Source organism: Enterobacter cloacae complex sp. ECL411 (assembly GCF_021869665.1).
Classification (GTDB): Bacteria; Pseudomonadota; Gammaproteobacteria; order Enterobacterales; family Enterobacteriaceae; genus Enterobacter; species Enterobacter intestinihominis.
Map to the genome: position 1 here is coordinate 4669611 of NZ_CP091486.1, position 26469 is coordinate 4696079.

Here is a 26469-nt window from a genome sequence, read left to right on the forward strand (position 1 = left end):
AGACGGAGTTTTTATGCGTACCCTACACAATATTGACCTGAAAAATAACGAAAGTGGTTTTACCCTGCGCTGGCAGGACCGTCTGATTTTATCCCACTCTGCGGATGCCCCTTGCCTGTGGATCGGCGCAGGTGAGGCGGATATCGAGATGTTTCGCGGCAACTTCAGCATCAAAGACAAGCTCAACGAAAAGATTGCCCTGACGAACGCGACCGTTACGCAGCAAAGCACGGGCTGGGCAATCCGCTTTACCCGCGGCGACGCGGTGAGCGCGACGTTGTTGGTGGGCGTGGATGGTGAAGGCCGTCTGGAGCTGAAGCTGAAAAATGACGCCGCCAGCCATAACCGCATCTGGCTGCGGCTGGCAGCTCAGCCTGACGATCATATATACGGCTGCGGAGAGCAGTTCTCGTATTTCGATCTGCGCGGCAAGCCGTTTCCGCTGTGGACCAGCGAGCAGGGCGTGGGCCGCAATAAGCAGACCTACGTCACCTGGCAGGCCGACTGCAAAGAGAACGCGGGCGGCGATTACTACTGGACCTTCTTCCCGCAGCCTACCTTCGTGAGCACCCAGAAGTACTACTGCCACGTGGATAACAGCTGTTATATGAACTTCAACTTCAGCACGCCGGACTTCCACGAGCTGGCGTTCTGGGAAGATAACGCCACGCTGCGCTTCGAATGCGCAGAAACCTACGTCGATCTGCTGGAAAAACTGACCGGCCTGCTGGGGCGTCAGCCTGAACTGCCGGACTGGGTTTACGACGGCGTGACGCTGGGTATTCAGGGTGGCACCGAGGTGTGTCAGCAGAAGCTCGACGCCATGCGCGAGGGCGGCGTGAAGGTCAACGGCATCTGGGCGCAGGACTGGTCCGGCATCCGGATGACCTCCTTCGGCAAACGCGTGATGTGGAACTGGAAGTGGAACAGCGCGCTCTATCCGCAGCTTGATGAGCGGATTGCGCAGTGGAAACAGGAAGGCGTGCAGTTCCTCTCCTATATCAACCCGTACGTCGCCAGCGATAAAGATCTCTGCGAAGAGGCGGCGAAACGCGGCTATCTGACCAAAAACGCCAACGGCGAGGATTACCACGTTGAGTTCGGCGAGTTCTACGCAGGCGTTATCGACCTGACCAACCCGGCAGCCTACGGCTGGTACAAAGAGGTCATCAAAAAGAACCTGATCGAACTGGGCTGCGGCGGCTGGATGGCCGATTTCGGGGAATATCTGCCGACCGATACCTTCCTGCACAACGGCGTTAGCGCGGAGATCATGCATAACGCCTGGCCTGCCCTGTGGGCGAAATGTAACTACGAAGCACTGGAGGAGACCGGCAAGCTCGGGGAGATCCTGTTCTTCATGCGCGCGGGCTACACCGGCAGCCAGAAGCACTCGGTGATGATGTGGGCGGGGGATCAGAACGTCGACTGGAGCCTGGACGACGGTCTGGCGTCCGTCGTACCGGCGGCGCTGTCTCTGGCGATGACCGGGCACGGGCTGCACCACAGCGACATTGGCGGCTATACGACGCTGTTCGAGATGAAGCGCAGCAAAGAGCTGCTGCTGCGCTGGTGCGATTTCAGCGCCTTTACGCCGATGATGCGTACCCACGAGGGCAATCGCCCTGGCGACAACTGGCAGTTCGACGGCGACGCCGAAACCATCGCGCACTTCGCGCGCATGACCACCGTGTTCACCACTCTGAAGCCGTACATCAAAGCTGCGGTTGCGCAGAACGCGAAAAGCGGCCTGCCGGTGATGCGTCCGCTGTTCCTGCACTACGAGGACGACGCGCGCGCCTACACGCTGAAATACCAGTACCTGTTTGGCCGCGATCTGCTGGTGGCCCCGGTTCATGAAGAGGGACGCCGCGACTGGTCGCTCTATCTGCCGCAGGACAGCTGGGTCAATGCTTGGACGGGGGAAACCTGCCAGGGCGGTGACGTGAACGTTGATGCCCCGCTCGGCAAACCGCCGGTCTTCTATCGCCAGCAAAGCGAATGGGCAGATCTGTTTAGCACCTTACGTCATATCTGATAAGGCTCGCCCGCGGGGAAACCTGCGGGCAGACGGAGAACAATAATGAGTCAACATACTTCTGACCCGGCAACCCTGCGCCTGCCGTTTAAAGAAAAACTCGCCTACGGGATGGGCGATCTCGGCTCTAACATCCTGCTGGATATCGGCACGCTGTATCTGCTGAAGTTCTACACCGACGTGCTGGGACTGCCCGGTACCTACGGGGGGATTATCTTCCTGATTGCGAAGTTTTTTACCGCCTTCACCGATATGGGCACCGGGATCATGCTCGACTCCCGGCGCAAGATTGGCCCGAAAGGGAAATTCCGCCCGTTCGTGCTGTATGCAGCCTTCCCTGTGACGCTGCTGGCGATTGCCAACTTCGTCGGCACACCGTTTGAGATGACCGGCAAAACGGTGATGGCAACGGTGCTGTTCATGCTGTACGGCCTGTTCTTCAGCATGATGAACTGCTCTTACGGCGCGATGGTGCCCGCCATTACCAAAAACCCGGACGAGCGAGCCTCGCTGGCGGCCTGGCGTCAGGGCGGCGCCACGCTCGGCCTGCTGCTCTGTACGGTGGGCTTTGTCCCGGTGATGAACCTCATTGAGGGCAATGACCAGCTTGGCTACATCTTTGCCGCCACCCTCTTCTCGCTGTTCGGGTTGTTCTTTATGTGGTGGTGCTATAAGGGCGTAACCGAGCGTTACGTTGAGACGCAACCTGCTAACCCGGCGCAGAAACCGGGGCTGTTGCAGTCGTTTCGCGCCATCGCCGGGAACCGTCCGCTGTTTATCCTGTGCATCGCTAACCTGTGCACGCTGGGTGCCTTTAACGTCAAACTCGCCATTCAGGTCTACTACACGCAGTACGTGCTGAACGACCCGATCCTGCTGTCGTACATGGGCTTCTTCAGCATGGGTTGTATTTTTATCGGCGTCTTTATGATGCCCGGCGCGGTGCGGCGCTTTGGTAAGAAAAAGGTCTATATCAGCGGGCTGGCAATTTGGGTGGCAGGCGATCTGCTTAACTACTTCTTCGGCGGCGGCTCGGTGAGCTTTGTGGCGTTCTCCTGCCTGGCGTTTTTCGGTTCCGCGTTCGTGAACAGCCTGAACTGGGCGCTGGTCTCCGATACCGTGGAGTACGGCGAGTGGCGCACCGGCGTACGCTCCGAGGGGACGGTCTATACCGGCTTTACCTTCTTCCGCAAGGTATCGCAGGCGCTGGCGGGCTTCTTCCCGGGGATCATGCTTACGCAGATTGGCTATGTGCCCAACGTGGTGCAATCCGCCGGCACGGTTGAAGGGCTGCGGCAGCTGATATTTATCTACCCGAGCCTGCTGGCGGTCATCACCATCGTGGCGATGGGCTGCTTCTACAACCTCAACGAGAAGATGTATGTGCGCATCGTGGAAGAAATTGAGCTGCGCAAACGTACGGCATAAATGACGTGATTGAGCGCCCTGCGGGGCGCTTTGAGGATCGACCATGACACACAATACTGATCCGTTAACCCTGAAATTGAGCCTGCGAGAGAAGTGCGCCTACGGGATGGGCGATTTTGGCTCGAACCTGATGCTGTGTATTGGCACGCTGTATCTGCTGAAGTTTTACACGGACGAGCTGGGCATGCCCGCGTTCTACGGCGGCATCATTTTTCTGGTCGCCAAGTTCTTTACCGCGTTTACCGACATGCTGACCGGGGTGCTGCTGGACTCCCGGCGTAATATCGGCGCGCGGGGGAAATTCCGGCCATTCATTCTCTACGCCTCCGTCCCGGTGGCGCTGGTGGCCACGGCGCAGTTTATGGCCAACGACTTTAGCCTGACGGTGAAAACGGCCCTCGCCACCGTGCTCTTCATGATGTTTGGCCTCTGCTACAGCCTGATGAACTGCGCCTACGGTGCAATGGTTCCGGCCATCACCAAAAACCCGAACGAGCGCGCGCAGCTTGCGGCGTGGCGTCAGGGCGGCGCAACGGTAGGACTGTTGCTCTGCACCGTCGGCTTTATGCCGATTCAGGCGCTGTTCGTCAGCCAGCCCTCACTCGGCTATCTGGTGGCCGCGCTGGTGTTCGTCACCGGGGGGCTGTTCTGCATGTGGTGGTGCTACAGCGGGGTGAAAGAGCGCTACGTCGAGCTTACGCCCGATCACCATAAGCCCGGCATTCTGAAATCATTCTGCGCAATTTTCCGCAATCCGCCGCTGCTGGTGCTGTGCATCGCCAACCTCTGTACCCTCGCCGCGTTTAACATCAAGCTGGCGATTCAGGTCTATTACACCCAGTATGTGCTGAACGATCTGCATCTCCTGTCGTGGATGGGCTTTTTCAGCATGGGCTGCATTCTGATTGGCGTGTTTCTGGTGCCCGGTGCGGTAAAGCGCTTTGGCAAGAAACCGGTCTATCTGGGCGGGCTGGCGCTGTGGGCGGTGGGCGACGTGCTGAATTTCTTCTGGGGAACCAGCTCCCTGCTGTTTGTGCTCTTTTCCTGCATGGCCTTCTTTGGCACGGCGTTTGTGAACAGCCTGAACTGGGCGCTGGTGCCGGATACGGTTGATTACGGCGAGTGGAAAACCGGGATTCGCGCCGAAGGGTCGGTATATACCGGCTATACCTTCTCGCGCAAAATCTCCGCTGCGCTCGCCGGTTTTCTGCCCGGCATCATGCTGACCCAGATTGGCTACGTTCCCCATGCCGTGCAGAGCGCGGGCACGCTGCTGGGTTTGCGTCAGCTGATTTTCCTCTGGCCGTGCGGCCTGGCGATCGTTGCTGCCGTGACCATGGGGCTGTTTTATAAACTCAACGAAGCGCGCTTCGCCTTTATTATCGAGGAGATTGGAAAACGGAAAAAACAGACAGCAAATACCCCTGAGATAACCACCAACAATAAAGCGTCAGCAGTCACTTTATAACTATAAATCCGGCCAATATGTCCTTCCTGTTAATCAGGAGGGAGGCCTTTCTGTACCTGATACATGGACAAATTATGAATAGAATCATCACCGTACTGATCGTGTCGTCTGTGTCCTGCCCGGTTTTTGCCGGGGCCTATGTCGAAACGCGCGAAGCGTACAATACGGTCTCTGAGCTGCACGAGGTGATCCTGCGTGCGGGCTATAACTTCGATATGGGCGCGGGGCTGATGTTCACCAACGCTTATAACGTGGGGAAATGGGACGAACTGAAACACAGCTATAACGAAATCGAGGGTTGGTATCCGCTCTTCAAACCGACCGACAAACTCACCTTCCAGCCCGGCGGGTTAATTAACGACAGCAGCGCAGGATCGGGTGGAGCACTCTATTTAGATACTAACTATAAATTTACGGACTGGTTTAATCTGACGTTCCGCTATCGCTATAACCATAACAATTACGATACGCCGGACTATAACGGGCAGATGGATAAAAACGACACGCACGAATTCGCCAACTACTGGAATTTCAAAGTGACGGATGCGTTTTTCTACACCTTTGAGCCGCACTTTTTCCAGCGGGTGAATGATTACCACAGCAAAAATGGCAAAGATCATCACTGGGAAATTACCAACAAGTTCAGCTATAAAATCGACAGAAACTGGCTGCCGTACCTCGAACTCCAGTGGCTGGACCGATGGAATGATTACAACCGCGAGCAGTACCGGATTCGGTTAGGGTTACGTTATTCCTTCTAATAAAAAAGCCGCTGATCGCTCAGCGGCTTTTCGTTGCCGGGTGGCGCTTGCGCTTTACCCGGCCTACGGCATAACCGAATTACTCTTCTTTCGCACCGCGCATAGCACGTTTACGATCGTTCTCGGTCAGGTGACGTTTACGGATACGAATTGACTGAGGCGTCACTTCTACCAGTTCGTCATCATCGATGAATTCCAGAGCCTGCTCCAGCGTCATCTTGATCGGTGGAACCAGAACCGTTGCTTCGTCAGTACCGGACGCACGCATGTTGGTCAGTTTCTTACCGGTCAGGCAGTTTACCGTCAGGTCGTTAGAACGGCTGTGAATACCGATGATCTGGCCTTCGTAAACTTCAGCACCGTGACCCAGGAACAGCTTACCGCGATCCTGCAGACCGAACAGCGCAAACGCAACCGCTTTACCCTGACCGTTGGAGATCAGTACGCCGTTGTTACGCTGGCCCACTTCGCCCGGACGGATGTCGTCATAGTGGCTGAAGGTGGAGTACAGCAGGCCGGTACCGGAGGTCATGGTCATGAACTCAGAACGGAAGCCGATCAGGCCACGGCTTGGGATCACGTAGTCGAGACGTACGCGGCCTTTGCCATCTGGATTCATGTTTTTCAGGTCGCCTTTACGCTCACCCAGTGCCTGCATGACAGAACCCTGGTGCTGCTCTTCAACGTCCAGCGTTACGTTTTCGAATGGCTCTTGTTTACGGCCATCGATTTCGCGGAAGATAACTTTCGGACGGGATACCGCCATCTCGAAACCTTCACGACGCATGTTCTCAATCAGAACAGACAGGTGCAGCTCACCACGACCGGAAACGCGGAATGCATCAGCGTCTTCGGTTTCTTCAACGCGCAGCGCAACGTTATGCACCAGCTCTTTGTTCAGGCGGTCAAGGATCTGACGAGAGGTAACGAACTTACCTTCTTTACCACAGAACGGAGAGGTGTTGACGTTGAAGAACATGGATACGGTTGGTTCATCAACGGACAGGGCTGGCAGCGCTTCGACGTTCTGCGGATCGCAGATGGTATCGGAGATGTTCAGTTCACCCAGACCGGTAATAGCGATGATGTCGCCCGCTTCAGCGATGTCGCTCTCGATACGCTCAAGACCCAGGTGAGTCAGTACTTTACCGACTTTACCGTTACGGGTTTTGCCTTCGCTATCGATGATAGTGACCTGCTGGTTAGGCTTCACTTTACCGCGCTTGATACGACCAATGCCGATTACGCCAACATAGTTGTTGTAGTCGAGCTGGGAGATCTGCATTTGCAGGGTGCCTTCCAGGTCAACGTTTGGCGCAGGAACGCGGTCAACAATCGTCTGGTACAGCGGAGTCATGTCTTCCGCCATGTCTTCGTGATCCAGACCGGCGATACCGTTCAGCGCAGACGCATAAACGATAGGGAAGTCCAGCTGTTCGTCAGTCGCGTCGAGGTTAACGAACAGGTCGAAGACCTGGTCAACAACCCAGTCAGGACGCGCGCCAGGACGGTCAACCTTGTTGATCACAACGATAGGTTTCAGGCCGTGGGCAAATGCTTTTTTGGTCACGAAGCGCGTTTGCGGCATAGGGCCATCAAATGCGTCAACCACCAGCAGCACGGAATCCACCATGGACATCACGCGCTCAACTTCACCACCGAAGTCGGCGTGCCCTGGGGTATCAACGATGTTGATACGGTAGTCATTCCATTTGATAGCGGTGTTTTTGGCGAGGATGGTAATCCCACGCTCTTTCTCCAAATCGTTGGAGTCCATCACACGCTCTTGAGTTTCGGCACGAGCATCAAACGTACCGGACTGCTGTAGCAGCTTATCAACCAGGGTAGTTTTACCATGGTCGACGTGCGCGATGATGGCGATATTACGCAATTTTTCGATCACAACTTTGCCTCAGGCATTTAGAAATAGCGCGTTATTGTACACGGATTAATCGCACTACAAAACAGGATCACAAACATCCCCCGCAAACAAGTATTGCAGAGATGCTTTGTGATCGCTTTCACGGAGCGGTAAAAGGGCACTTTAACGTAAATTGCACCAATATGGTGCTCAATGTTCACACTGAAGCACTATAATGGTGCAAAGAATCCAATGTGGTGCAGCCCTTCTGCACTATGGTGCGCATGATAACGCCTTTTTGGGGTGTTTTAAAAGTTGGCACAGATTTCGCTTTACAGAAATACAGTAAAAATATGGCAGCCCAGCCGATTTGAAGACCTCGTTACCACGACGACAATGACCAATCTGGAGAGTTAAGTATGTCCGCTGAACACGTTTTGACGATGCTGAACGAACATGAAGTGAAGTTTGTTGATCTGCGCTTCACCGATACCAAAGGTAAAGAACAGCACGTCACGATCCCTGCTCATCAGGTGAACGCCGAATTCTTTGAAGAAGGCAAAATGTTTGACGGCTCCTCCATTGGCGGCTGGAAAGGCATTAACGAATCCGACATGGTTCTGATGCCAGATGCAACCACTGCGCTCATTGACCCGTTCTACGAAGAACCTACGCTGATCATCCGCTGCGATATCCTGGAACCTGGCACGCTGCAAGGCTATGACCGTGACCCACGCTCCATCGCAAAACGCGCTGAAGAGTACCTGCGTTCTACCGGTATTGCAGACACCGTTCTGTTCGGGCCAGAGCCAGAGTTCTTCCTGTTCGACGACATCCGTTTTGGTGCTTCCATTTCTGGTTCCCACGTCGCTATCGATGACATCGAAGGCGCATGGAACTCTTCCACCAAGTACGAAGGTGGTAACAAAGGTCACCGTCCGGGCGTGAAAGGCGGTTACTTCCCGGTTCCTCCGGTCGATTCTTCTCAGGACATCCGTTCTACCATGTGTCTGATCATGGAAGAGATGGGCCTGGTTGTTGAAGCGCACCACCACGAAGTGGCAACGGCTGGCCAGAACGAAATCGCAACCCGCTTCAACACCATGACCAAAAAAGCGGATGAGATTCAGATCTACAAATACGTTGTGCACAACGTTGCGCACCGTTTCGGTAAAACCGCGACCTTCATGCCAAAACCCATGTTCGGCGACAACGGTTCCGGTATGCACTGCCACATGTCCCTGTCCAAGAACGGCACTAACCTGTTCTCTGGCGACAAATACGCGGGTCTGTCCGAGCAGGCGCTGCACTACATCGGTGGTGTTATCAAACACGCTAAAGCGATCAACGCCCTGGCGAACCCAACCACTAACTCCTACAAGCGTCTGGTCCCTGGCTACGAAGCACCAGTAATGCTGGCGTACTCTGCCCGTAACCGTTCTGCTTCTATCCGTATCCCGGTGGTTGCGTCTCCGAAAGCGCGTCGTATCGAAGTGCGCTTCCCGGACCCGGCGGCTAACCCATACCTGTGCTTCGCAGCACTGCTGATGGCCGGTCTGGACGGTATCAAGAACAAGATCCACCCGGGCGAAGCCATGGACAAAAACCTGTACGACCTGCCGCCAGAAGAAGCGAAAGAGATCCCACAGGTTGCCGGCTCTCTGGAAGAAGCCCTCCAGGCGCTGGACGCAGACCGCGAGTTCCTGACCGCTGGCGGCGTGTTCACCGATGAAGCTATCGACGCTTACATCGCGCTGCGTACCGAAGAAAACGACCGCGTTCGCATGACGCCGCACCCGGTTGAGTTCGAACTGTACTACAGCGTTTAATTGATTTGTTTTACCCGGCGCATACGCGTCGGGAGTCGTTGCCGTGGAAACTTTAGCCCATCTTCGGATGGGCTTTTTTCTCCACCAACAACCTGATCTCACGCGCTTTTTACCTCTAAAACGCTATACTGCACTAAAATAGTGCAACGACTCCAGGAGACTGCTGAATGGCAACTGGCACGCTGCCCGATGCTGGGCAGATCCTCAATTCTTTAATTAACAGTATTTTGTTGGTCGACGACGAGCTGGCGGTGCATTACGCCAACCCGGCGGCGCAGCAGCTGCTCGCCCAAAGCGCCCGTAAACTGTTTGGCACGCCGCTGCCAGAACTGCTGAGCTATTTCTCGCTGAATATTGGCCTGATGCAGGAGAGTTTGCAGGCGGGTCAGGGCTTCACCGATAACGAAGTGACACTGGTGATTGACGGACGCTCGCATATTTTGTCCCTCACCGCACAGCGCCTGCCAGATGGCATGATTCTGCTGGAAATGGCGCCGATGGATAACCAGCGTCGTCTCAGCCAGGAGCAGCTTCAGCATGCGCAGCAGATTGCGGCGCGCGACCTGGTGCGCGGGCTGGCCCATGAGATCAAAAACCCGCTGGGCGGCTTACGCGGTGCGGCACAGCTTTTGACCAAAGCGCTGCCTGACCCTGCCCTGGCGGAGTATACCAACGTCATTATTGAGCAGGCGGACCGTCTGCGTAATCTGGTCGATCGCCTGCTCGGGCCGCAGCAGCCAGGGATGCACGTTTCAGAAAGCATTCACAAGGTCGCGGAGCGGGTGGTGAAACTCGTCTCGATGGAGCTGCCGGATAACGTCACGCTGGTGCGTGACTATGACCCAAGCCTGCCGGAGCTGGCGCACGATCCGGACCAGATTGAACAGGTGCTGTTGAACATTGTGCGTAACGCGTTGCAGGCGCTGGGCCCGGAGGGTGGCGAAATTATTCTGCGTACCCGCACCGCGTTCCAGCTGACGCTGCACGGCGTACGTTATCGTCTGGCAGCACGTATTGATGTGGAAGATAACGGACCGGGGATCCCGCCGCATCTCCAGGACACCCTGTTCTACCCGATGGTCAGCGGTCGCGAAGGCGGCACCGGGCTGGGGTTATCCATAGCCCGAAATTTGATTGACCAACACTCCGGCAAAATTGAATTTACCAGTTGGCCGGGACATACCGAGTTTTCGGTTTTCCTGCCGATTAAAAAATAAAGGTGACGTTTATGCAACGAGGGATAGTCTGGGTAGTCGATGACGATAGCTCCATCCGTTGGGTGCTTGAACGCGCGCTCACAGGAGCGGGATTGAGCTGCACGACGTTTGAGAGTGGCAGCGAGGTGCTCGACGCACTCACCACCAAAACGCCGGACGTTCTGCTCTCGGATATTCGCATGCCGGGAATGGACGGACTGGCGCTCTTAAAGCAGATCAAACAGCGCCACCCTATGCTTCCGGTCATCATAATGACCGCCCACTCCGACCTGGATGCTGCCGTCAGCGCGTACCAGCAGGGCGCGTTTGATTACCTGCCAAAACCGTTTGATATCGACGAAGCCGTTGCGCTGGTTGAGCGCGCTATCAGCCACTATCAGGAGCAACAGCAGCCCCGCAATGCCCCCGACTTTGGACCGACGACGGACATCATCGGTGAAGCGCCGGCCATGCAGGACGTGTTTCGCATCATCGGGCGTCTGTCGCGTTCGTCTATCAGCGTCTTGATTAACGGTGAATCAGGGACCGGTAAAGAATTGGTCGCACACGCCCTGCATCGCCACAGCCCGCGGGCGAAAGCCCCCTTTATCGCCCTGAACATGGCAGCGATCCCTAAGGATTTAATTGAATCTGAGCTGTTCGGCCACGAAAAAGGGGCGTTTACCGGAGCCAATACCATTCGTCAGGGACGCTTTGAACAGGCTGACGGCGGCACGCTTTTCCTGGATGAAATCGGCGATATGCCGCTGGATGTACAGACCCGACTGTTGCGCGTGCTGGCAGATGGACAGTTTTACCGCGTGGGCGGGTATGCGCCGGTGAAGGTGGACGTACGCATTATCGCCGCGACGCACCAGAACCTGGAGCTGCGCGTACAAGAGGGGAAATTCCGTGAGGATTTATTCCATCGTCTGAACGTGATCCGCGTCCACCTGCCGCCGCTGCGCGAGCGTCGGGAAGATATCCCGCGTCTGGCGCGCCATTTCCTGCAGGTGGCGGCCCGCGAGCTGGGCGTGGAAGCCAAGCAGCTTCATCCGGAAACGGATGCCGCCCTCACCCGTCTGGCGTGGCCGGGCAACGTGCGTCAGCTGGAAAACACCTGTCGCTGGCTGACGGTGATGGCCGCCGGCCAGGAAGTGCTGATTCAGGATTTACCGGCAGAACTGTTTGAAGCCACCGTGCCCGAGAGCACCTCAGGACATACGTTGCCGGACAGCTGGGCAACGCTGCTGGCGCAGTGGGCAGATCGCGCGCTGCGTTCCGGTCATCAAAACTTGCTCTCTGAAGCACAGCCTGAAATGGAGCGCACGCTGTTGACCACCGCGCTTCGTCATACCCAGGGCCACAAACAGGAAGCGGCTCGCCTGTTGGGATGGGGTCGAAACACCCTGACGCGCAAGCTGAAAGAGCTGGGAATGGAGTGATCTTACTCCGCTGTGTAAAGGTTACTAATTGAGCGCAAAGTGCCGTTATTTTGCGCTTTACTGTTCCGATGAGTTTTGTATGATCGTGCCCGGAAACTGGGGGGGTGCATCATGCTGGAATCATTAGTGACCTTGCTTTCGAGCGGTGCAGCAGAAAGCCACACGCCACAAACTGCCGTTGCGGCGGTATTGTGTGCGGCACTGGTTGGGCTGTTTAGCTAACGAGCTGTCGATGAAAAGCCGGGTGGCGGCTTCGCCTTACCCGGCCTACATAGTTGCGAGTTGTAGGCCTGGTAAGCGAAGCGCCATCCGGCATTGCAACTTAAATCACGCGCGAGAACTGCTGTAAACGCGCTTTCTGGCGCAGATAGGCATCGAAGCACATGCAGATATTACGAATCAACAGACGCCCCTTCGGCGTGACGACCACCGCGCTCTCCGACACATCCACCAGCCCGTCTTTCGCCAGCGGCGCAAGAAGCTTCAGGTCTTCGGCAAAGTAATCGCTGAATTGCAGATCCCATTGCGACTCCACCTCGCGGAATTCGAGACGGAAGTTGCAGATAAGCGCCTTAATCACATCACGACGGATGCAGTCGTCGCGCGTTAACGCAATGCCGCGCCACAGCGCGTTGCCCGTTTCATCAACTTGCTGGTAATACAGCTTCAGCTCTTTTTGGTTCTGGGCGTAGCAGTCGCCAATCATGCTGATAGCGGAGACACCCATTCCGAGCAGATCGGTATCTCCCTGGGTGGTGTATCCCTGGAAGTTACGGTGGAGAACACCTTCGCGCTGGGCAATCGCCAGTTCGTCGTCAGGGCGGGCAAAGTGATCCATCCCGATAAACTGATAGCCGGTTTCGGTCAGCGAGGCGATGGTCTCCTGCAAAATGTCCAGCTTCTGCTGGGCGGAAGGCAGATCCGCATCTTTGATTTTGCGCTGCGCGGCGAACAGCGTCGGCAGGTGCGCATAGTTAAAGACGCTCAGACGGTCCGGGTTGAGCTCAGCCACGCGTTTAAGCGTGTAGGCGAAGCTCTCCGGCGTCTGCTTCGGCAGGCCGTAAATCAGGTCTATATTCGTTGAGGTAAAGCCGATTTCACGCGCATGGTTGAGTAAGGCAAAGATAAACGCTTCATCCTGCTCGCGGTTGACCAGGCGCTGTACTTCTTTGTTGAAGTCCTGTACGCCCATACTCAGGCGGTTGAAGCCTTCGGCGCGTAAATGATCCAGCACATCCAGCTCGATTTCACGCGGATCGACCTCGATCGAAATTTCAGCGTCGTGGTTAAAACTGAAATTGCCGCGCAGAAGCGCCATCAGGCGGCTGATCTGCGCTTTGTTCAGATAAGTTGGCGTACCGCCGCCCCAGTGAAGCTGGCTGACGTGACGGCCTTTAAACAGCGGTGCGCGGTGCAGAATTTCCTGTTCAAGCGCATCGAGGTATTGATCGGCTTTGTGCTGCTGGCGGGTAACGATTTTATTGCAGCCGCAGAAGTAGCAGAGCTTGTGGCAGAACGGAATATGGACGTAGAGCGACAGCGGGCGCTCGGGATAGCGCGCCACAGCATGCTGAAAATCCGCCTCGCCGAAAGCGTCAGAAAACTCCAGCGCGGTGGGGTATGAGGTATAACGCGGCCCGGAATAGTTATATTTCTGGATCAGGGCCAAATCCCAGTCGATAGATGGTACAGACATGCTCACTCCTTCCGTTGGTGTCGCGTTCGTATACGGCGGCCCGTTCTGGTCCCGTTGCGGGCCATCATTCGGGTGCGCAGCCACTTCTGTCGCCGCGACAACCGCCGTAGTTTAACGAATAACCACACCAGATAACATATAACCGGAAGGGTTATAAGCAGGACGAGTGTACCTGCCGGGTGCAAATGTTAGTTTCCACCTTTCAGCAGACGCATCATATCTTCCTGCTTTTCGTCTTCCTCTTCGTCTTCTTCATCATCGTAGGACAGACCCAGCTTCTGCATCAGTTCATCAATGCGATCCAGTTTGGCATCTACCCAGGACTGCTCTTCAGCGGTCAGGGTTTCACCCTCTTCAAGACGTTCCAGCAGCGCATCCAGGCGCTCATCGTTCTCCAGCATATCCAGCTCAGCCTGCGGTGAAAGCATAGGTTTCTCGCTCTTTGGTTTGTGCTGCTTAGTGACCGGCGTGTCTGTCACGCCCAGTGGAATGGGAGTTTTACTGCCGATACGAGGATCTTTCTGCTGTTTGCCTTTTGCAGAAGCGCCTGCGGCACCGCCACCGTTAGCACGGCTACCCGCAGTATGGCCACGATGCTTTTTATCGCGTTTGCGATCGCGCGCTTCCTGATTCAGTTCTTCGCGCGTTTTGCGGCGTGCTTTTGCAGGGCGTTTCGCGCCCGCAGCGGAGGTCGGTTTTTTCATGATGTTTTATCTTTAAGTCGTTTTCTTCAGTATAGAATTGCGGCGAAATCTAGCAGAAAGCAAGCAAAGAAAAAAGGCGACAGAGCAATCTGTCGCCTTTTTTCCTGACTCACAACCCTTAACGGGTCAGACATTCCCTGTTTGCCTTCAACAAACCCTGTTTATCCCTTGGCTACTACCGTCCGTGATACGGTTCCGTTTCCTGTTAAAAACGCCTCCAGGCGCCGGTCGTCCTGACAATCCTGAGTCTTCGCCTCCTGGCGCTCCTGACCCTTATCCTTAAGTCGTTTTCCTGCTGGCATCCTCGCCTTGACGCACACTTTACCTTGTTCTCTTAAACTAACAAGCAACGAAAAGGTACTAAACCGGATTTTCAGATAATTACTCATTAATAACTCTTTGAATTTTAATATTTTGAGTTTTTTAGTGCCTGCGATTTCTCTTAAATTTCTCATACGCTTAAGGGCAGATCTCTTACATTCCGTAGGGCTTTCACTTACACGTCAATGACGAAGGGAAAAGCCTTTTGCCCGCATTCAGGTATAATCCCCCACAGATTACGATTTTTGGAGACGACCACGTGACTACCTGGAACTACCAACAGACGCATTTTGTCACCAGTGCGCCCGATATTCGCCACCTGCCCTCAGACACAGGGATTGAAGTGGCATTTGCTGGCCGCTCCAATGCGGGAAAATCCAGCGCCCTGAATACGCTGACCAATCAGAAAAACCTGGCGCGTACCTCAAAAACACCTGGCCGTACTCAGCTGATTAACCTGTTTGAAGTGGCTGAAGGCAAACGCCTGGTCGATTTACCGGGCTACGGTTACGCGCAGGTACCGGAAGAGATGAAGATCAAATGGCAGCGTGCGCTGGGTGAATACCTGGAAAAACGCATGTGTCTGAAAGGTCTGGTGGTGCTGATGGATATTCGACACCCGCTAAAAGATCTCGACCAGCAGATGATTGACTGGGCGGTGGCAAGCGATATTGCGGTGCTGGTGCTGCTGACAAAAGCGGATAAGCTGGCGAGCGGCGCGCGCAAGGCGCAGGTGAACAAGGTGCGTGAAGCGGTGCTGGCATTCAACGGTGATGTACAGGTTGAACCGTTCTCCTCGCTGAAAAAGCAGGGTGTGGACAAACTGCGACAGAAGCTAGACAGCTGGTTTAACGATCTGGAACCGGCGACAGAAGCGGAAGCAGAGTAACAACAGGCGCGGCGATGACCGCGTTTTTTTCGCCCGAAACTTTCCTTCCCGCAATAAAAAACGCCCCAGTCATTACTGACTGGGGCGGCTAAAATATTCAGCCAAATCCGATTACGTGAAGTAAAAGGTCTGAAAGATAGAACATCTTACCTCTGTACCCTACGTCGTTAACTCTACTCTTTTTTTGTCTCTTGAAAAAGCACTTTTTGTAGTTTTTTTTCATTCTTTACATAGGGAATTCTAATGATCGTCACAAAACGCGCGTACTTATGTTGCTTACTTACATAAAACGCGCGTTATTCCGATAACGCTTAGTGAGCCTGATCCCAGTTTTCGCCGCTACCCACTTCCACCAGCAACGGAACGTCCAGCTTCATGCTGTTTTCCATCAGTTCATGGATCTTCTGAGAGACCTTTTCCAGGTCGTCTTTATGGACTTCAAATACCAGTTCATCGTGTACCTGCATGATCATTTTCACGCGCGGTTTCTCTTTTTCCAGCCAGGCATCAACGGCGATCATCGCGCGTTTGATGATGTCTGCCGCAGTGCCCTGCATCGGGGCATTGATAGCAGCACGTTCAGCGCCAGCACGGCGCGCGGCGTTGCTGGATTTGATGTCCGGAAGGTAAAGACGACGGCCATCCAGCGTTTCAACGTAGCCTTTCTCTTTCGCCTGCGCGCGGGTACGCTCCATATATTCCAGCACGCCCGGATAGCGCTCAAAGTAGAGATCCATATACTTCTGCGACTCTTTACGCGGAATGTTGAGCTGGCGTGATAGGCCAAATGCGCTCATGCCGTAAATAAGGCCAAAGTTAATCGCTTTTGCGCTACGACGCTGTTCGTTTGTCACGCTGTCCAGCGGCAGGCCAAACACTTCGGCAGCTGTCGCCCGGTGGATATCCTTCCCTTCGGCAAATGCCGTCAGCAGGCCTTTGTCACGCGACAGGTGCGCCATAATACGCAGTTCGATTTGCGAGTAGTCTGCGGAGACAATCAGATAATCCTCTGGCGCAATGAAAGCCTGGCGTATACGGCGGCCCTCTTCATTACGCACCGGAATGTTTTGCAGGTTAGGATCGGTTGACGAAAGTCGCCCGGTCGCCGCTACAGCCTGGTGATAGGAAGTATGTACGCGGCCCGTTTTCGGGTTAATCATCAACGGCAGTTTGTCGGTATAGGTCGATTTCAGCTTCGCCAGACCACGGTACTGCAGGATAACTTTTGGCAGCGGATAGTCCAGCGCCAGCTCTTCCAGCACCTCTTCAGAGGTTGAAGGCGCGCCGCCCGGCGTTTTCTTCAGCGGTTTGATACCCTGCTTTTCAAACAGGATGGTTTGCAGCTGTTTCGGTGACGACAGGTTAAATGCCTCTCCAGCAAGTTCATGCGCTTTCTGTTCAAGCTCGGTCAGGCGCTGCGCCAGCTCGCCAGAGTGATTATGTAGCACCGTTGGGTCGATTTTGACGCCGTTACGCTCAATGCGGGACAGCACAGGCACCAGCGGCATCTCAATGTTCTGGAAAACATTCAGCGGCCCTTCGTGCTTCTGCAATTTCGGCCACATTTTGAGATGCAGCTGTAGCGTGACGTCAGCGTCTTCCGCGGCGTAGCGGCCTGCTTCTTCCAGCGCGATCTGGTTAAAGGTCAGCTGATTTTTGCCCTTACCGGCAATTTCTTCAAAGGTGATGGTTTTGTGTTTCAGCCAACGATCGGATAAGGAATCCATATCATGGCGGCCCGCCACGCTGTCCAGAATGTAAGATTCCAGCATGGTGTCAAAAGCGATACCACGCAGTTCAATGCCGTAGTTTTGCAGAATACCGCGGTCGTACTTCAGGTTTTGCCCGACCTTAAGCGCTTTCTCGTCTTCCAGAATCGGCTTCAGCAGTTCTAAGGCGCGCTCGCGCGAGATCTGCTCCGGCGCATCCAGATAGTCATGCGCTACCGGAACATAGGCTGCCATACCCGGCTCCGTCGCGAATGACAGACCTACCATATTGGCAGATATGTTATCGAGACTGTCCGTTTCGGTATCGAACGCAAATACCGGCGCTTTTTTCAGCTTTTCAATCCAGGCGACGAGCTGCGACTCTTCAAGGATGGTTTCATAGTTATCGAATGAGAGTGCTGCCGCTGCTTCTTCTGCCTGCTCTTCGGCATCGACAACGATAGTTTCTTTCGGCTTCGCCGCAGCTTTTGCCCCTTTCGCCTGAAGCCATTTCCCGGCTTCGACATCCGTGGTCCAGCGTTTAAATTCGTATTTTCTGAACAGGCCAAGCAGTTCTTCTGCGGCGGGTTCCTGCACTTCAAGCTGGTCGCAGGTAAGCTCCAGCTCGACGTCGGTTTTGATGGTGGCTAACTGATAAGAGAGGTAAGCCACCTCTTTGTTATCGGCGAGCTTTCCGGCCATGGTTTTTGCACCACGGAAGGTAAGTCCGGCAATTTTGTCGGACTCTGCGTACAGCGTATCCAACCCACCTAACCCTTGCAGCAGCGCCTGAGCTGTTTTTTCGCCCACGCCCGGCACGCCAGGGATGTTATCCGAGGAATCCCCCATCAGGGCGAGGAAATCAATAATGAGTTCTGGCGGCACGCCATATTTGGCAACCACTTCTTCCGGGCCAAGAATGGTGTTGGTCATGGTATTAATCAGCGTGATCCCAGGTGTTACCAGCTGCGCCATGTCTTTATCACCGGTACTGATCAGCACCGGACGGCCAGCCTTTTCAGCTTCGCGCGCCAGGGTGCCAATAACGTCGTCAGCCTCAACGCCCGAGACAGCCAGCAAAGGCAGCCCCATCGCTTTGACCATAGCGTGCAGCGGTTCAATCTGCGCACGCAGATCGTCAGGCATGGGAGGACGGTGAGATTTGTAATGCTCAAATAATTCATCGCGGAAGGTTTTCCCCTTCGCATCAAACACCACGGCCGCATGGGTTGGGTGGTATTGCAGAATCAGGCTGCGCAGCATATTCAGCACGCCGTACATTGCGCCGGTAGGTTCCCCTGCGCTGTTGGTCAGAGGAGGAAACGCATGATACGCCCGATAAAGGTAAGAAGAGCCATCGACGAGTATAAGTGGGTTTTCTGGGATCTGAACCATAATGTCCGTGCCTTTAATTAATTTATGGGTAAAGGATGCCACAGAAGGATGAAAACATCAGGTTTTAGCGCTTTATACAGAAAAAGATTTTGCGATCGTGAAGATCGCTCGCAAAAACAAACTGTGGATAAGTTTGTGCATATTTTTAATACAGGTGAATAACAGTTCTATAAAACTGATACTGAAAAATTATTTATCAAATAAAATCAATAATTTGAAATTAGATCACTTAAGATCCCATCCCGCTGATGGTTATTTAGTCTATGTGGATATAAGACGTAAGCACCTTGTCTATATATAGAAAATTTCGCTGCATGGCAGGAAAAGCCGCAGCCTCTTCGTGTGAAAGCGCCCTGGTCTGGGCCAATATCTGATAAGATCGGCGCCCAGCACCGGATAGCCGGCTGCTTAATTACAGCTAACTATCTGAAAAAATTCATTATGTCGAAAATACTCGCTGCGATAACCTTATTGCTAAGCGTCATTTTAACTATTCTGGTTACCATCGCCTGTTCTGTGCCAATCATCGTTGCCGGAATAATTAAGCTCCTGCTGCCCGTCCCTCCGGTATGGCGTGCAGTGTCTGCTTTTTGTAATTTTATGATGTACTGCTGGTGTGAAGGGCTGGCGATCCTGTTGTATCTGAACCCCTGGTTAAAGTGGGACGTGCAGGGCCTTGAGAAGCTGAATAAAAAGAACTGGTATCTGCTGATCTGCAATCATCACAGTTGGGCCGACATCGTTGTATTGTGCGTGCTGTTTCGCAAACATATTCCGATGAACAAATACTTTCTGAAACAGCAACTGGCATGGGTGCCTTTCATTGGTCTGGCCTGCTGGGCGCTGGATATGCCGTTTATGAAACGCTATTCACGCAGCTATCTGATTCGTCATCCGGAACGCCGCGGTATGGACGTGGAAACTACGCGCCGTTCTTGCGAGAAGTTTCGCGCGCATCCCACCACCATAGTTAATTTCGTCGAAGGTTCGCGCTTTACCGAAGAGAAGCGCCAGCAGACTCGCTCTCCGTATCAGCACCTGTTGCCGCCAAAGGCAGCGGGTATCGCAATGGCCCTCAACGTGCTGGGTGAGCAGTTTGATAAATTGTTGAACGTAACGCTCTGCTATCCGGAAAACGACAGGACGCCGTTCTACGATATGCTCAGCGGCAAGCTGACGCGTATCGTAGTCCGCGTTGATCTGTTGCCCATCGATACGGAACTGCACGGTGATTACGTTAACGATAAAAACTTCAAACGTCGTTTCCAGCTTTGGCTCAATACACTCTGGAAAGAGAAAGACGAACAGATAGCGGAGTTAAAATCTTCATACAAAAACGCCGGTCAATGACCGGCGTTTTCTTTATGTTTGTTACTTCATCTCAATCAGGTGTTTCACGGTATCAGCGTACTGTTGTACGAAGATATCCATACTGGTGGTGTCCATACCACGCATATTTACCTGGTATTTACCGTTAACATACATCGCTGGCACGCCCTGCAACTGGAAGTCAGCGGCAGCTTTTTCCTGCTGTGCCACGAGAGATTTCACCACAAAACTGTTCCAGGCAGCGTCGTAGTCTTCACCTTTCACACCGGCATCAACAAACACTTTACGGATATCTGCCGTAGTTTGTACGGTCTGGGTTTTCTGTACGGCTTCAAACATAGGCGCGGTGATCTTATCTTCCACACCCAGCGCAATCGCAACCGCCCATGCCTGAGTCAAATCTTTACCCAATGGGCCAAGGAACTCAACGTGGTATTTCGTCATTTTGGTGCCTTCCGGCAGCTTTTTCTTCACGTTGTCAGAAACATGAAGTACCTGCTCAAACTCGTAGCAGTGCGGGCAGTAGAAGGAGAAGAACTCCAGCACCTGAGGCTCGCCAGCTACAGGCTTGTCCAGCGTAATGTACTGCTTACCGTCGGTAAACTGCGCAGCAGTTGCGCTAAATGCCAGAATCATACCAGCCAGCGCCAGCCAAATTTTTTTCATGATTAACTCTCTCCTGGGTGTGTCCAATTAATACATCGGCGTTAATTGCAGAGGGGGTTCCTGTAGAACCTTAACCTGCTCGGTAAATGTGGATATCTGGTTGCGCCAGTAATCCTCCCCGGTAAGCCAGGGGAAATTTCGGGGAAAAGCCGGGTCTTCCCAACGCCTGATTAACCACGCGAGATAATAAACAAATCGCATCGCACGTAAAGGCTCTATCAGGGCAATTTCGTCTGAATTAAAGGGGCTAAATTCTTCATAAGCTTCAATTATGGTCTCAAGCTGCATGCGCTGCTCGGCTTTATCACCGTTGAGCAGCATCCACAGATCCTGCACCGCAGGTCCCATACGAGCGTCATCAAGATCGACAAATAGCGGGCCGTCGCGCCAGAGAATATTCCCGGCGTGGCAGTCACCGTGCAGGCGTAGAGCGGTAATATCATCCCGCCAGCAGGCTTTTACAGCCTCAATAAGCTTATCGGTCGCCGTGAGGAAATTATCCTTAAGCGCCTTTGGGATCAGCGCCGATGTTTCGAATACCTCTCGCGGCTCAATAAGATATTCCTGAACACCAATCGTCGGTCGGGCAACAAACGATTTTTTACGTCCCGTCTGATGAATGCGCCCCAGATAACGGGCAACCCATTCCATCTGATCGATATTATCTGCCTCAAACTGTCTTCCGCCCAGGCTCGGAAATACCGCGTAGTAAAAACCCTGATGGGTCAGCAGCGTTTGGTTATTAAATTTGAGCGGTGCCGCAACGGGAACATCGTCATCCAGCAGATCGTGGGCAAACTGATGCTCTTCCTGAATTTGTTCTGCGGACCAGCGCTGTGGCCGGTAAAACTTTACGACAAAGCGCTGGCGCTCTTCGTCCTGAAATTGGTAGACACGGTTTTCGTAGCTGTTTAAAGGGGTTAACCCGGAATCCACCCGAATACCCTGCTCGAACAGCGCATCCATAATGGTATCCGGGTGTAGTGTCTGGAAAGTAAAAGCCTGGTCGTTCATCCGATCATCCGGAAATTATACGAATGATTCAGGATATCATCTTGTGGCGATTTCGGTGGCTCCGCTTACAAGCTTTTACTCTTTAATTACGCCTCGGGCGCGCAGTAATGCGGTTTTAAAATCCTCTTCATAATCTTTCTGAATACCAGGAATAACAGCATCTTTAGCCGAGTCACGCATTTTGAGGTGGTAGATCAGGATGTCGTCAGAAAGGTCTGCCAGTTCGCCATCAAAACCTGACTCTTTCGCCAGTTTCTGTAAAAATTGCATCAGATTCAGCTCTGGCTCTTTTTGCCAGGCCGGCTGGAGAAGCTCAATGACTTCATTAAGACGTTTACATTTCATGGTAGTGCTCCTTTCATTTAGAGAGACACGTTAGCAGGGTCAATCCCACAATAAAAGAGGCGATATTCGTGAATCAATGCCAGGAAATCATCGGGGTCGTTCTTGCCGGAGGCAGGGCAACGCGAATGGGCGGAAAAGATAAAGGTCTTCAGCTCCTGAACAACACCCCCTTATGGCAGCATGTTGCTGATACCCTGGCAAATCAGGTGTCGTCGATGGCGATCAGCGCTAACCGACATGTTGATATTTACCAGCGCAGTGGATATCCGGTTTATCAGGATAAGCTTGTGGACTACCCCGGCCCGCTGGCGGGAATGCTTTCCGTTATGCAGCAGTCGCATGGAGAGTGGTTTCTCTTTTGTTCATGTGATACGCCCTTCATCCCGTCCTGTCTGGTTGAACGTCTGGTGCAGCGGTGCGAGGGTGCTCCCGTCGTCTGGGTACACGACGGCGAACGCGACCATCCGACGATCGCATTGATTAATCGCTCGTTAATATCTGCGCTGGAAGATTACCTGGCCGCAGGAGAGCGACGCGTCATGGTATTTATGCGCCAGTCAGGAGGGCATTCCGTTGATTTCAGCGACATGAAATCGGCGTTTGTGAATGTAAACACGACGGAAGATTTGCAGATGATGCAGGAGAAGAAATGATACCCGTATTAGCGATCTCTGCCTGGAGCGGCACCGGGAAGACTACGCTGCTAAAAAAGCTGATACCTGCACTTTGCGCTAAAGGTATTCGTCCCGGATTGATTAAGCACACGCACCATAACATGGATGTCGATAAGCCGGGGAAAGATAGCTATGAGCTGCGTAAGGCTGGCGCTGCACAAACGATGGTGGCGAGTAACCAGCGCTGGGCGTTAATGACAGAAACTCCGGATGAAGCACCGCTGGATCTCGCTTATCTTGTCAGCCGGATGGATCATTCCACGCTGGATCTGGTGCTGGTTGAGGGGTTTAAGCACGAGGCTGTTGCGAAGATCCTGCTGTTCAGAAACGGTGCCGGGCATGATGTAAGTGAGTTAACGCTGGATGAACATGTGATTGCTGTGGCCAGTGACGCTGCGTTGACGCTGGAAGTACCGGTTCTGGATTTGAATAATGTGGAGGGGATTGCAGAGTTTATTTTGGCGTGGTGTGCAGTCTGAAAGCTGCCGGGTGACGGCTTCGCCTGACCCGGCCTATCGTTTTTCGACGTACAAACGCAAAAAGGCCATCCTTGCGGATGGCCTCTTCACTTGTTTGATGCCTGGCAGTTCCCTACTCTCACATGGGGAGACCCCACACTACCATCGGCGCTACGGCGTTTCACTTCTGAGTTCGGCATGGGGTCAGGTGGGACCACCGCGCTAAAGCCGCCAGGCAAATTCTGTTAATCTGTATCAGGCTGAAAATCGTGTCTGTCTCTTCGCCAAAACAGCTTCGGCGTTGTAAGGTTAAGCCTCACGGTTCATTAGTATCGGTTAGCTCAACGCATCGCTGCGCTTACACACCCGACCTATCAACGTCGTCGTCTTCAACGTTCCTTCAGGAGACTTAAAGTCTCAGGGAGAACTCATCTCGGGGCAAGTTTCGTGCTTAGATGCTTTCAGCACTTATCTCTTCCGCATTTAGCTACCGGGCAGTGCCATTGGCATGACAACCCGAACACCAGTGATGCGTCCACTCCGGTCCTCTCGTACTAGGAGCAGCCCCCCTCAATTCTCCAGCGCCCACGGCAGATAGGGACCGAACTGTCTCACGACGTTCTAAACCCAGCTCGCGTACCACTTTAAATGGCGAACAGCCATACCCTTGGGACCTACTTCAGCCCCAGGATGTGATGAGCCGACATCGAGGTGCCAAACACCGCCGTCGATATGAACTCTTGGGCGGTATCAGCCTGTTATCCCCGGAGTACCTTTTATCCGTTGAGCGATGGCCCTTCCATTCAGAACCACCGGATCACTATGACCTGCTTTCGCACCTGCTCGCGCCGTCACGCTCGCAGTCAAGCTGGCTTATGCCATTGCACTAACCTCCTGATGTCCGACCAGGATTAGCCAACCTTCGTGCTCCTCCGTTACTCTTTGGGAGGAGACCGCCCCAGTCAAACTACCCACCAGACACTGTCCGCAACCCGGATTACGGGTCTACGTTAGAACACCAGCCATTAAAGGGTGGTATTTCAAGGTTGGCTCCACGCAGACTGGCGTCCACGCTTCAAAGCCTCCCACCTATCCTACACATCAAGGACCAGTGTTCAGTGTCAAGCTATAGTAAAGGTTCACGGGGTCTTTCCGTCTTGCCGCGGGTACACTGCATCTTCACAGCGAGTTCAATTTCACTGAGTCTCGGGTGGAGACAGCCTGGCCATCATTACGCCATTCGTGCAGGTCGGAACTTACCCGACAAGGAATTTCGCTACCTTAGGACCGTTATAGTTACGGCCGCCGTTTACCGGGGCTTCGATCAAGAGCTTCGCGTTGCCGCTAACCCCATCAATTAACCTTCCGGCACCGGGCAGGCGTCACACCGTATACGTCCACTTTCGTGTTTGCACAGTGCTGTGTTTTTAATAAACAGTTGCAGCCAGCTGGTATCTTCGACTGATTTCAGCTCCGCCCGCAGGGGCTTCACCTACATATCAGCGTGCCTTCTCCCGAAGTTACGGCACCATTTTGCCTAGTTCCTTCACCCGAGTTCTCTCAAGCGCCTTGGTATTCTCTACCTGACCACCTGTGTCGGTTTGGGGTACGATTTCGTGTTACCTGATGCTTAGAGGCTTTTCCTGGAAGCAGGGCATTTATCACTTCAGCACCGTAGTGCCTCGTCATCACACCTCAGCGTTAATAAGGTACCGGATTTACCTGGAACCTCCGCCTACATGCTTAAACCGGGACAACCGTCGCCCGGCTGACATAGCCTTCTCCGTCCCCCCTTCGCAGTAACACCAAGTACAGGAATATTAACCTGTTTCCCATCGACTACGCCTTTCGGCCTCGCCTTAGGGGTCGACTCACCCTGCCCCGATTAACGTTGGACAGGAACCCTTGGTCTTCCGGCGAGCGGGCTTTTCACCCGCTTTATCGTTACTTATGTCAGCATTCGCACTTCTGATACCTCCAGCACCCCTCACAGGACACCTTCAACGGCTTACAGAACGCTCCCCTACCCAACAACGCCTAAGCGTCGCTGCCGCAGCTTCGGTGCATGGTTTAGCCCCGTTACATCTTCCGCGCAGGCCGACTCGACCAGTGAGCTATTACGCTTTCTTTAAATGATGGCTGCTTCTAAGCCAACATCCTGGCTGTCTGTGCCTTCCCACATCGTTTCCCACTTAACCATGACTTTGGGACCTTAGCTGGCGGTCTGGGTTGTTTCCCTCTTCACGACGGACGTTAGCACCCGCCGTGTGTCTCCCGTGATAACATTCTTCGGTATTCGTAGTTTGCATCGGGTTGGTAAGCCGGGATGGCCCCCTAGCCGAAACAGTGCTCTACCCCCGAAGATGAGTTCACGAGGCGCTACCTAAATAGCTTTCGGGGAGAACCAGCTATCTCCCGGTTTGATTGGCCTTTCACCCCCAGCCACAGGTCATCCGCTAATTTTTCAACATTAGTCGGTTCGGTCCTCCAGTTAGTGTTACCCAACCTTCAACCTGCCCATGGCTAGATCACCGGGTTTCGGGTCTATACCCTGCAACTTAACGCCCAGTTAAGACTCGGTTTCCCTTCGGCTCCCCTATACGGTTAACCTTGCTACAGAATATAAGTCGCTGACCCATTATACAAAAGGTACGCAGTCACCCCATAAAGAGGCTCCCACTGCTTGTACGTACACGGTTTCAGGTTCTTTTTCACTCCCCTCGCCGGGGTTCTTTTCGCCTTTCCCTCACGGTACTGGTTCACTATCGGTCAGTCAGGAGTATTTAGCCTTGGAGGATGGTCCCCCCATATTCAGACAGGATACCACGTGTCCCGCCCTACTCTTCGAGTTCACAGCAAGTGTGCTTTCGTGTACGGGACTATCACCCTGTACCGTCGGACTTTCCAGACCGTTCCACTAACACACAAGCTGATTCAGACTCCGGGCTGCTCCCCGTTCGCTCGCCGCTACTGGGGGAATCTCGGTTGATTTCTTTTCCTCGGGGTACTTAGATGTTTCAGTTCCCCCGGTTCGCCTCGTTAACCTATGTATTCAGTTAACGATAGTGCAACGGATTGCACTGGGTTTCCCCATTCGGACATCGCCGGGTCAAAGGTTCATATCACCTCGCCGGCGCTTTTCGCAGATTAGCACGTCCTTCATCGCCTCTGACTGCCAGGGCATCCACCGTGTACGCTTAGTCGCTTAACCTCACAACCCGAAGATGTTTCACTTCCGATTGC

At 53.7% G+C, this 26469-nt stretch carries 20 protein-coding genes and 2 rRNA genes; 12 read left to right on the forward strand and 10 right to left on the reverse strand.

Annotated elements, in window-relative coordinates; genetic code table 11:
• Window positions 1–13 precede the first annotated feature (13 nt).
• From L3069_RS22370 to ompL, 4 genes are all read left to right on the forward strand, one after another.
• Entirely contained in the window at window positions 14–2038 is a 2025-nt protein-coding gene (locus L3069_RS22370) for an alpha-glucosidase (RefSeq protein WP_038416954.1), read from the forward strand.
• Between the two features lie 45 nt (window positions 2039–2083).
• A complete protein-coding gene (locus L3069_RS22375; protein WP_022649848.1) occupies window positions 2084–3466 on the forward strand; it encodes an MFS transporter in 1383 nt (460 codons plus the stop codon).
• A gap of 43 nt (window positions 3467–3509) precedes the next feature.
• Window positions 3510–4934 carry an MFS transporter gene (locus L3069_RS22380; protein ID WP_022649849.1) on the forward strand — a complete coding sequence of 475 codons (1425 nt, stop codon included), beginning with the start codon at window positions 3510–3512 and terminating at the stop codon, window positions 4932–4934.
• Window positions 4935–5008: 74 nt separating this feature from the next.
• Window positions 5009–5695, forward strand: coding sequence for a porin OmpL (ompL, locus tag L3069_RS22385; protein ID WP_100167741.1), 687 nt, complete (start codon window positions 5009–5011; stop codon window positions 5693–5695).
• A gap of 79 nt (window positions 5696–5774) precedes the next feature.
• Here ompL and typA read toward each other — a convergent pair whose 3' ends face one another.
• Window positions 5775–7598 (reverse strand): ribosome-dependent GTPase TypA, encoded by a 1824-nt coding sequence (typA, locus tag L3069_RS22390; RefSeq protein WP_022649851.1) that lies wholly within the window; start codon window positions 7596–7598, stop codon window positions 5775–5777.
• Window positions 7599–7975: 377 nt separating this feature from the next.
• Between typA and glnA the strand changes: the two genes are divergently transcribed.
• The 4 genes from glnA (at window position 7976) to L3069_RS22410 (ending at window position 12248) form a co-directional block, all read left to right on the forward strand.
• Window positions 7976–9385, forward strand: a complete 1410-nt coding sequence (gene glnA / locus L3069_RS22395) for a glutamate--ammonia ligase (protein WP_003861925.1) — start codon at window positions 7976–7978, stop codon at window positions 9383–9385.
• Between the two features lie 167 nt (window positions 9386–9552).
• Window positions 9553–10602 carry a nitrogen regulation protein NR(II) gene (gene glnL / locus L3069_RS22400; protein WP_003861923.1) on the forward strand — a complete coding sequence of 350 codons (1050 nt, stop codon included), beginning with the start codon at window positions 9553–9555 and terminating at the stop codon, window positions 10600–10602.
• A gap of 11 nt (window positions 10603–10613) precedes the next feature.
• Window positions 10614–12026 carry a nitrogen regulation protein NR(I) gene (gene glnG, locus L3069_RS22405; RefSeq protein WP_038416956.1) on the forward strand — a complete coding sequence of 471 codons (1413 nt, stop codon included), beginning with the start codon at window positions 10614–10616 and terminating at the stop codon, window positions 12024–12026.
• Between the two features lie 111 nt (window positions 12027–12137).
• Window positions 12138–12248, forward strand: a complete 111-nt coding sequence (locus L3069_RS22410; RefSeq protein WP_017382667.1) for a YshB family small membrane protein — start codon at window positions 12138–12140, stop codon at window positions 12246–12248.
• 100 nt (window positions 12249–12348) lie between these two features.
• On the opposite strand, the gene hemN is transcribed toward L3069_RS22410, so the two are convergent.
• From hemN to L3069_RS22425, 3 genes are all read right to left on the reverse strand, one after another.
• Complete coding sequence (gene hemN, locus L3069_RS22415; RefSeq protein WP_032626916.1) at window positions 12349–13722, reverse strand: oxygen-independent coproporphyrinogen III oxidase; 1374 nt, start codon at window positions 13720–13722, stop codon at window positions 12349–12351.
• A gap of 188 nt (window positions 13723–13910) precedes the next feature.
• On the reverse strand, window positions 13911–14426 hold the full coding sequence (yihI, locus tag L3069_RS22420) for a Der GTPase-activating protein YihI (protein WP_022649854.1): 516 nt from the start codon (window positions 14424–14426) through the stop codon (window positions 13911–13913).
• A 161-nt stretch (window positions 14427–14587) separates the two neighbouring features.
• Window positions 14588–14815 (reverse strand): hypothetical protein, encoded by a 228-nt coding sequence (locus L3069_RS22425; protein WP_022649855.1) that lies wholly within the window; start codon window positions 14813–14815, stop codon window positions 14588–14590.
• A gap of 191 nt (window positions 14816–15006) precedes the next feature.
• Here L3069_RS22425 and yihA point away from each other — a divergent pair, with 191 nt between their 5' ends.
• The gene (yihA, locus tag L3069_RS22430; RefSeq protein WP_003861913.1) at window positions 15007–15636 is read left to right on the forward strand and encodes a ribosome biogenesis GTP-binding protein YihA/YsxC; all 630 of its coding nucleotides are present in this window, start codon (window positions 15007–15009) and stop codon (window positions 15634–15636) included.
• Window positions 15637–15947: 311 nt separating this feature from the next.
• On the opposite strand, the gene polA is transcribed toward yihA, so the two are convergent.
• The gene (gene polA, locus L3069_RS22435; protein WP_032626913.1) at window positions 15948–18740 is read right to left on the reverse strand and encodes a DNA polymerase I; all 2793 of its coding nucleotides are present in this window, start codon (window positions 18738–18740) and stop codon (window positions 15948–15950) included.
• A 441-nt stretch (window positions 18741–19181) separates the two neighbouring features.
• On the opposite strand from polA, the gene L3069_RS22440 reads away from it, so the two are divergent.
• A complete protein-coding gene (locus L3069_RS22440) occupies window positions 19182–20090 on the forward strand; it encodes an acyltransferase (protein ID WP_022649857.1) in 909 nt (302 codons plus the stop codon).
• Between the two features lie 21 nt (window positions 20091–20111).
• Here the strand turns inward: L3069_RS22440 and dsbA are convergent, their stop codons facing one another.
• The 3 genes from dsbA to L3069_RS22455 form a co-directional block, all read right to left on the reverse strand.
• Complete coding sequence (gene dsbA, locus L3069_RS22445) at window positions 20112–20735, reverse strand: thiol:disulfide interchange protein DsbA (RefSeq protein WP_038416958.1); 624 nt, start codon at window positions 20733–20735, stop codon at window positions 20112–20114.
• Window positions 20736–20762: 27 nt separating this feature from the next.
• Window positions 20763–21749 carry a serine/threonine protein kinase gene (locus L3069_RS22450; RefSeq protein ID WP_038416959.1) on the reverse strand — a complete coding sequence of 329 codons (987 nt, stop codon included), beginning with the start codon at window positions 21747–21749 and terminating at the stop codon, window positions 20763–20765.
• Window positions 21750–21824: 75 nt separating this feature from the next.
• The gene (locus L3069_RS22455) at window positions 21825–22094 is read right to left on the reverse strand and encodes a YihD family protein (protein ID WP_003861904.1); all 270 of its coding nucleotides are present in this window, start codon (window positions 22092–22094) and stop codon (window positions 21825–21827) included.
• 68 nt (window positions 22095–22162) lie between these two features.
• Between L3069_RS22455 and mobA the strand changes: the two genes are divergently transcribed.
• A complete protein-coding gene (gene mobA, locus L3069_RS22460; protein WP_022649860.1) occupies window positions 22163–22747 on the forward strand; it encodes a molybdenum cofactor guanylyltransferase MobA in 585 nt (194 codons plus the stop codon).
• The gene (gene mobB / locus L3069_RS22465; RefSeq protein ID WP_022649861.1) at window positions 22744–23247 is read left to right on the forward strand and encodes a molybdopterin-guanine dinucleotide biosynthesis protein MobB; all 504 of its coding nucleotides are present in this window, start codon (window positions 22744–22746) and stop codon (window positions 23245–23247) included. Before mobA ends, mobB begins: the two co-directional genes overlap by 4 nt.
• A 99-nt stretch (window positions 23248–23346) precedes the next feature.
• Here mobB and rrf read toward each other — a convergent pair.
• A 5S ribosomal RNA gene (rrf, locus tag L3069_RS22470) occupies window positions 23347–23462 on the reverse strand.
• Between the two features lie 69 nt (window positions 23463–23531).
• A 23S ribosomal RNA gene (locus tag L3069_RS22475) occupies window positions 23532–26437 on the reverse strand.
• Between the last annotated feature and the right edge of the window lie 32 nt (window positions 26438–26469).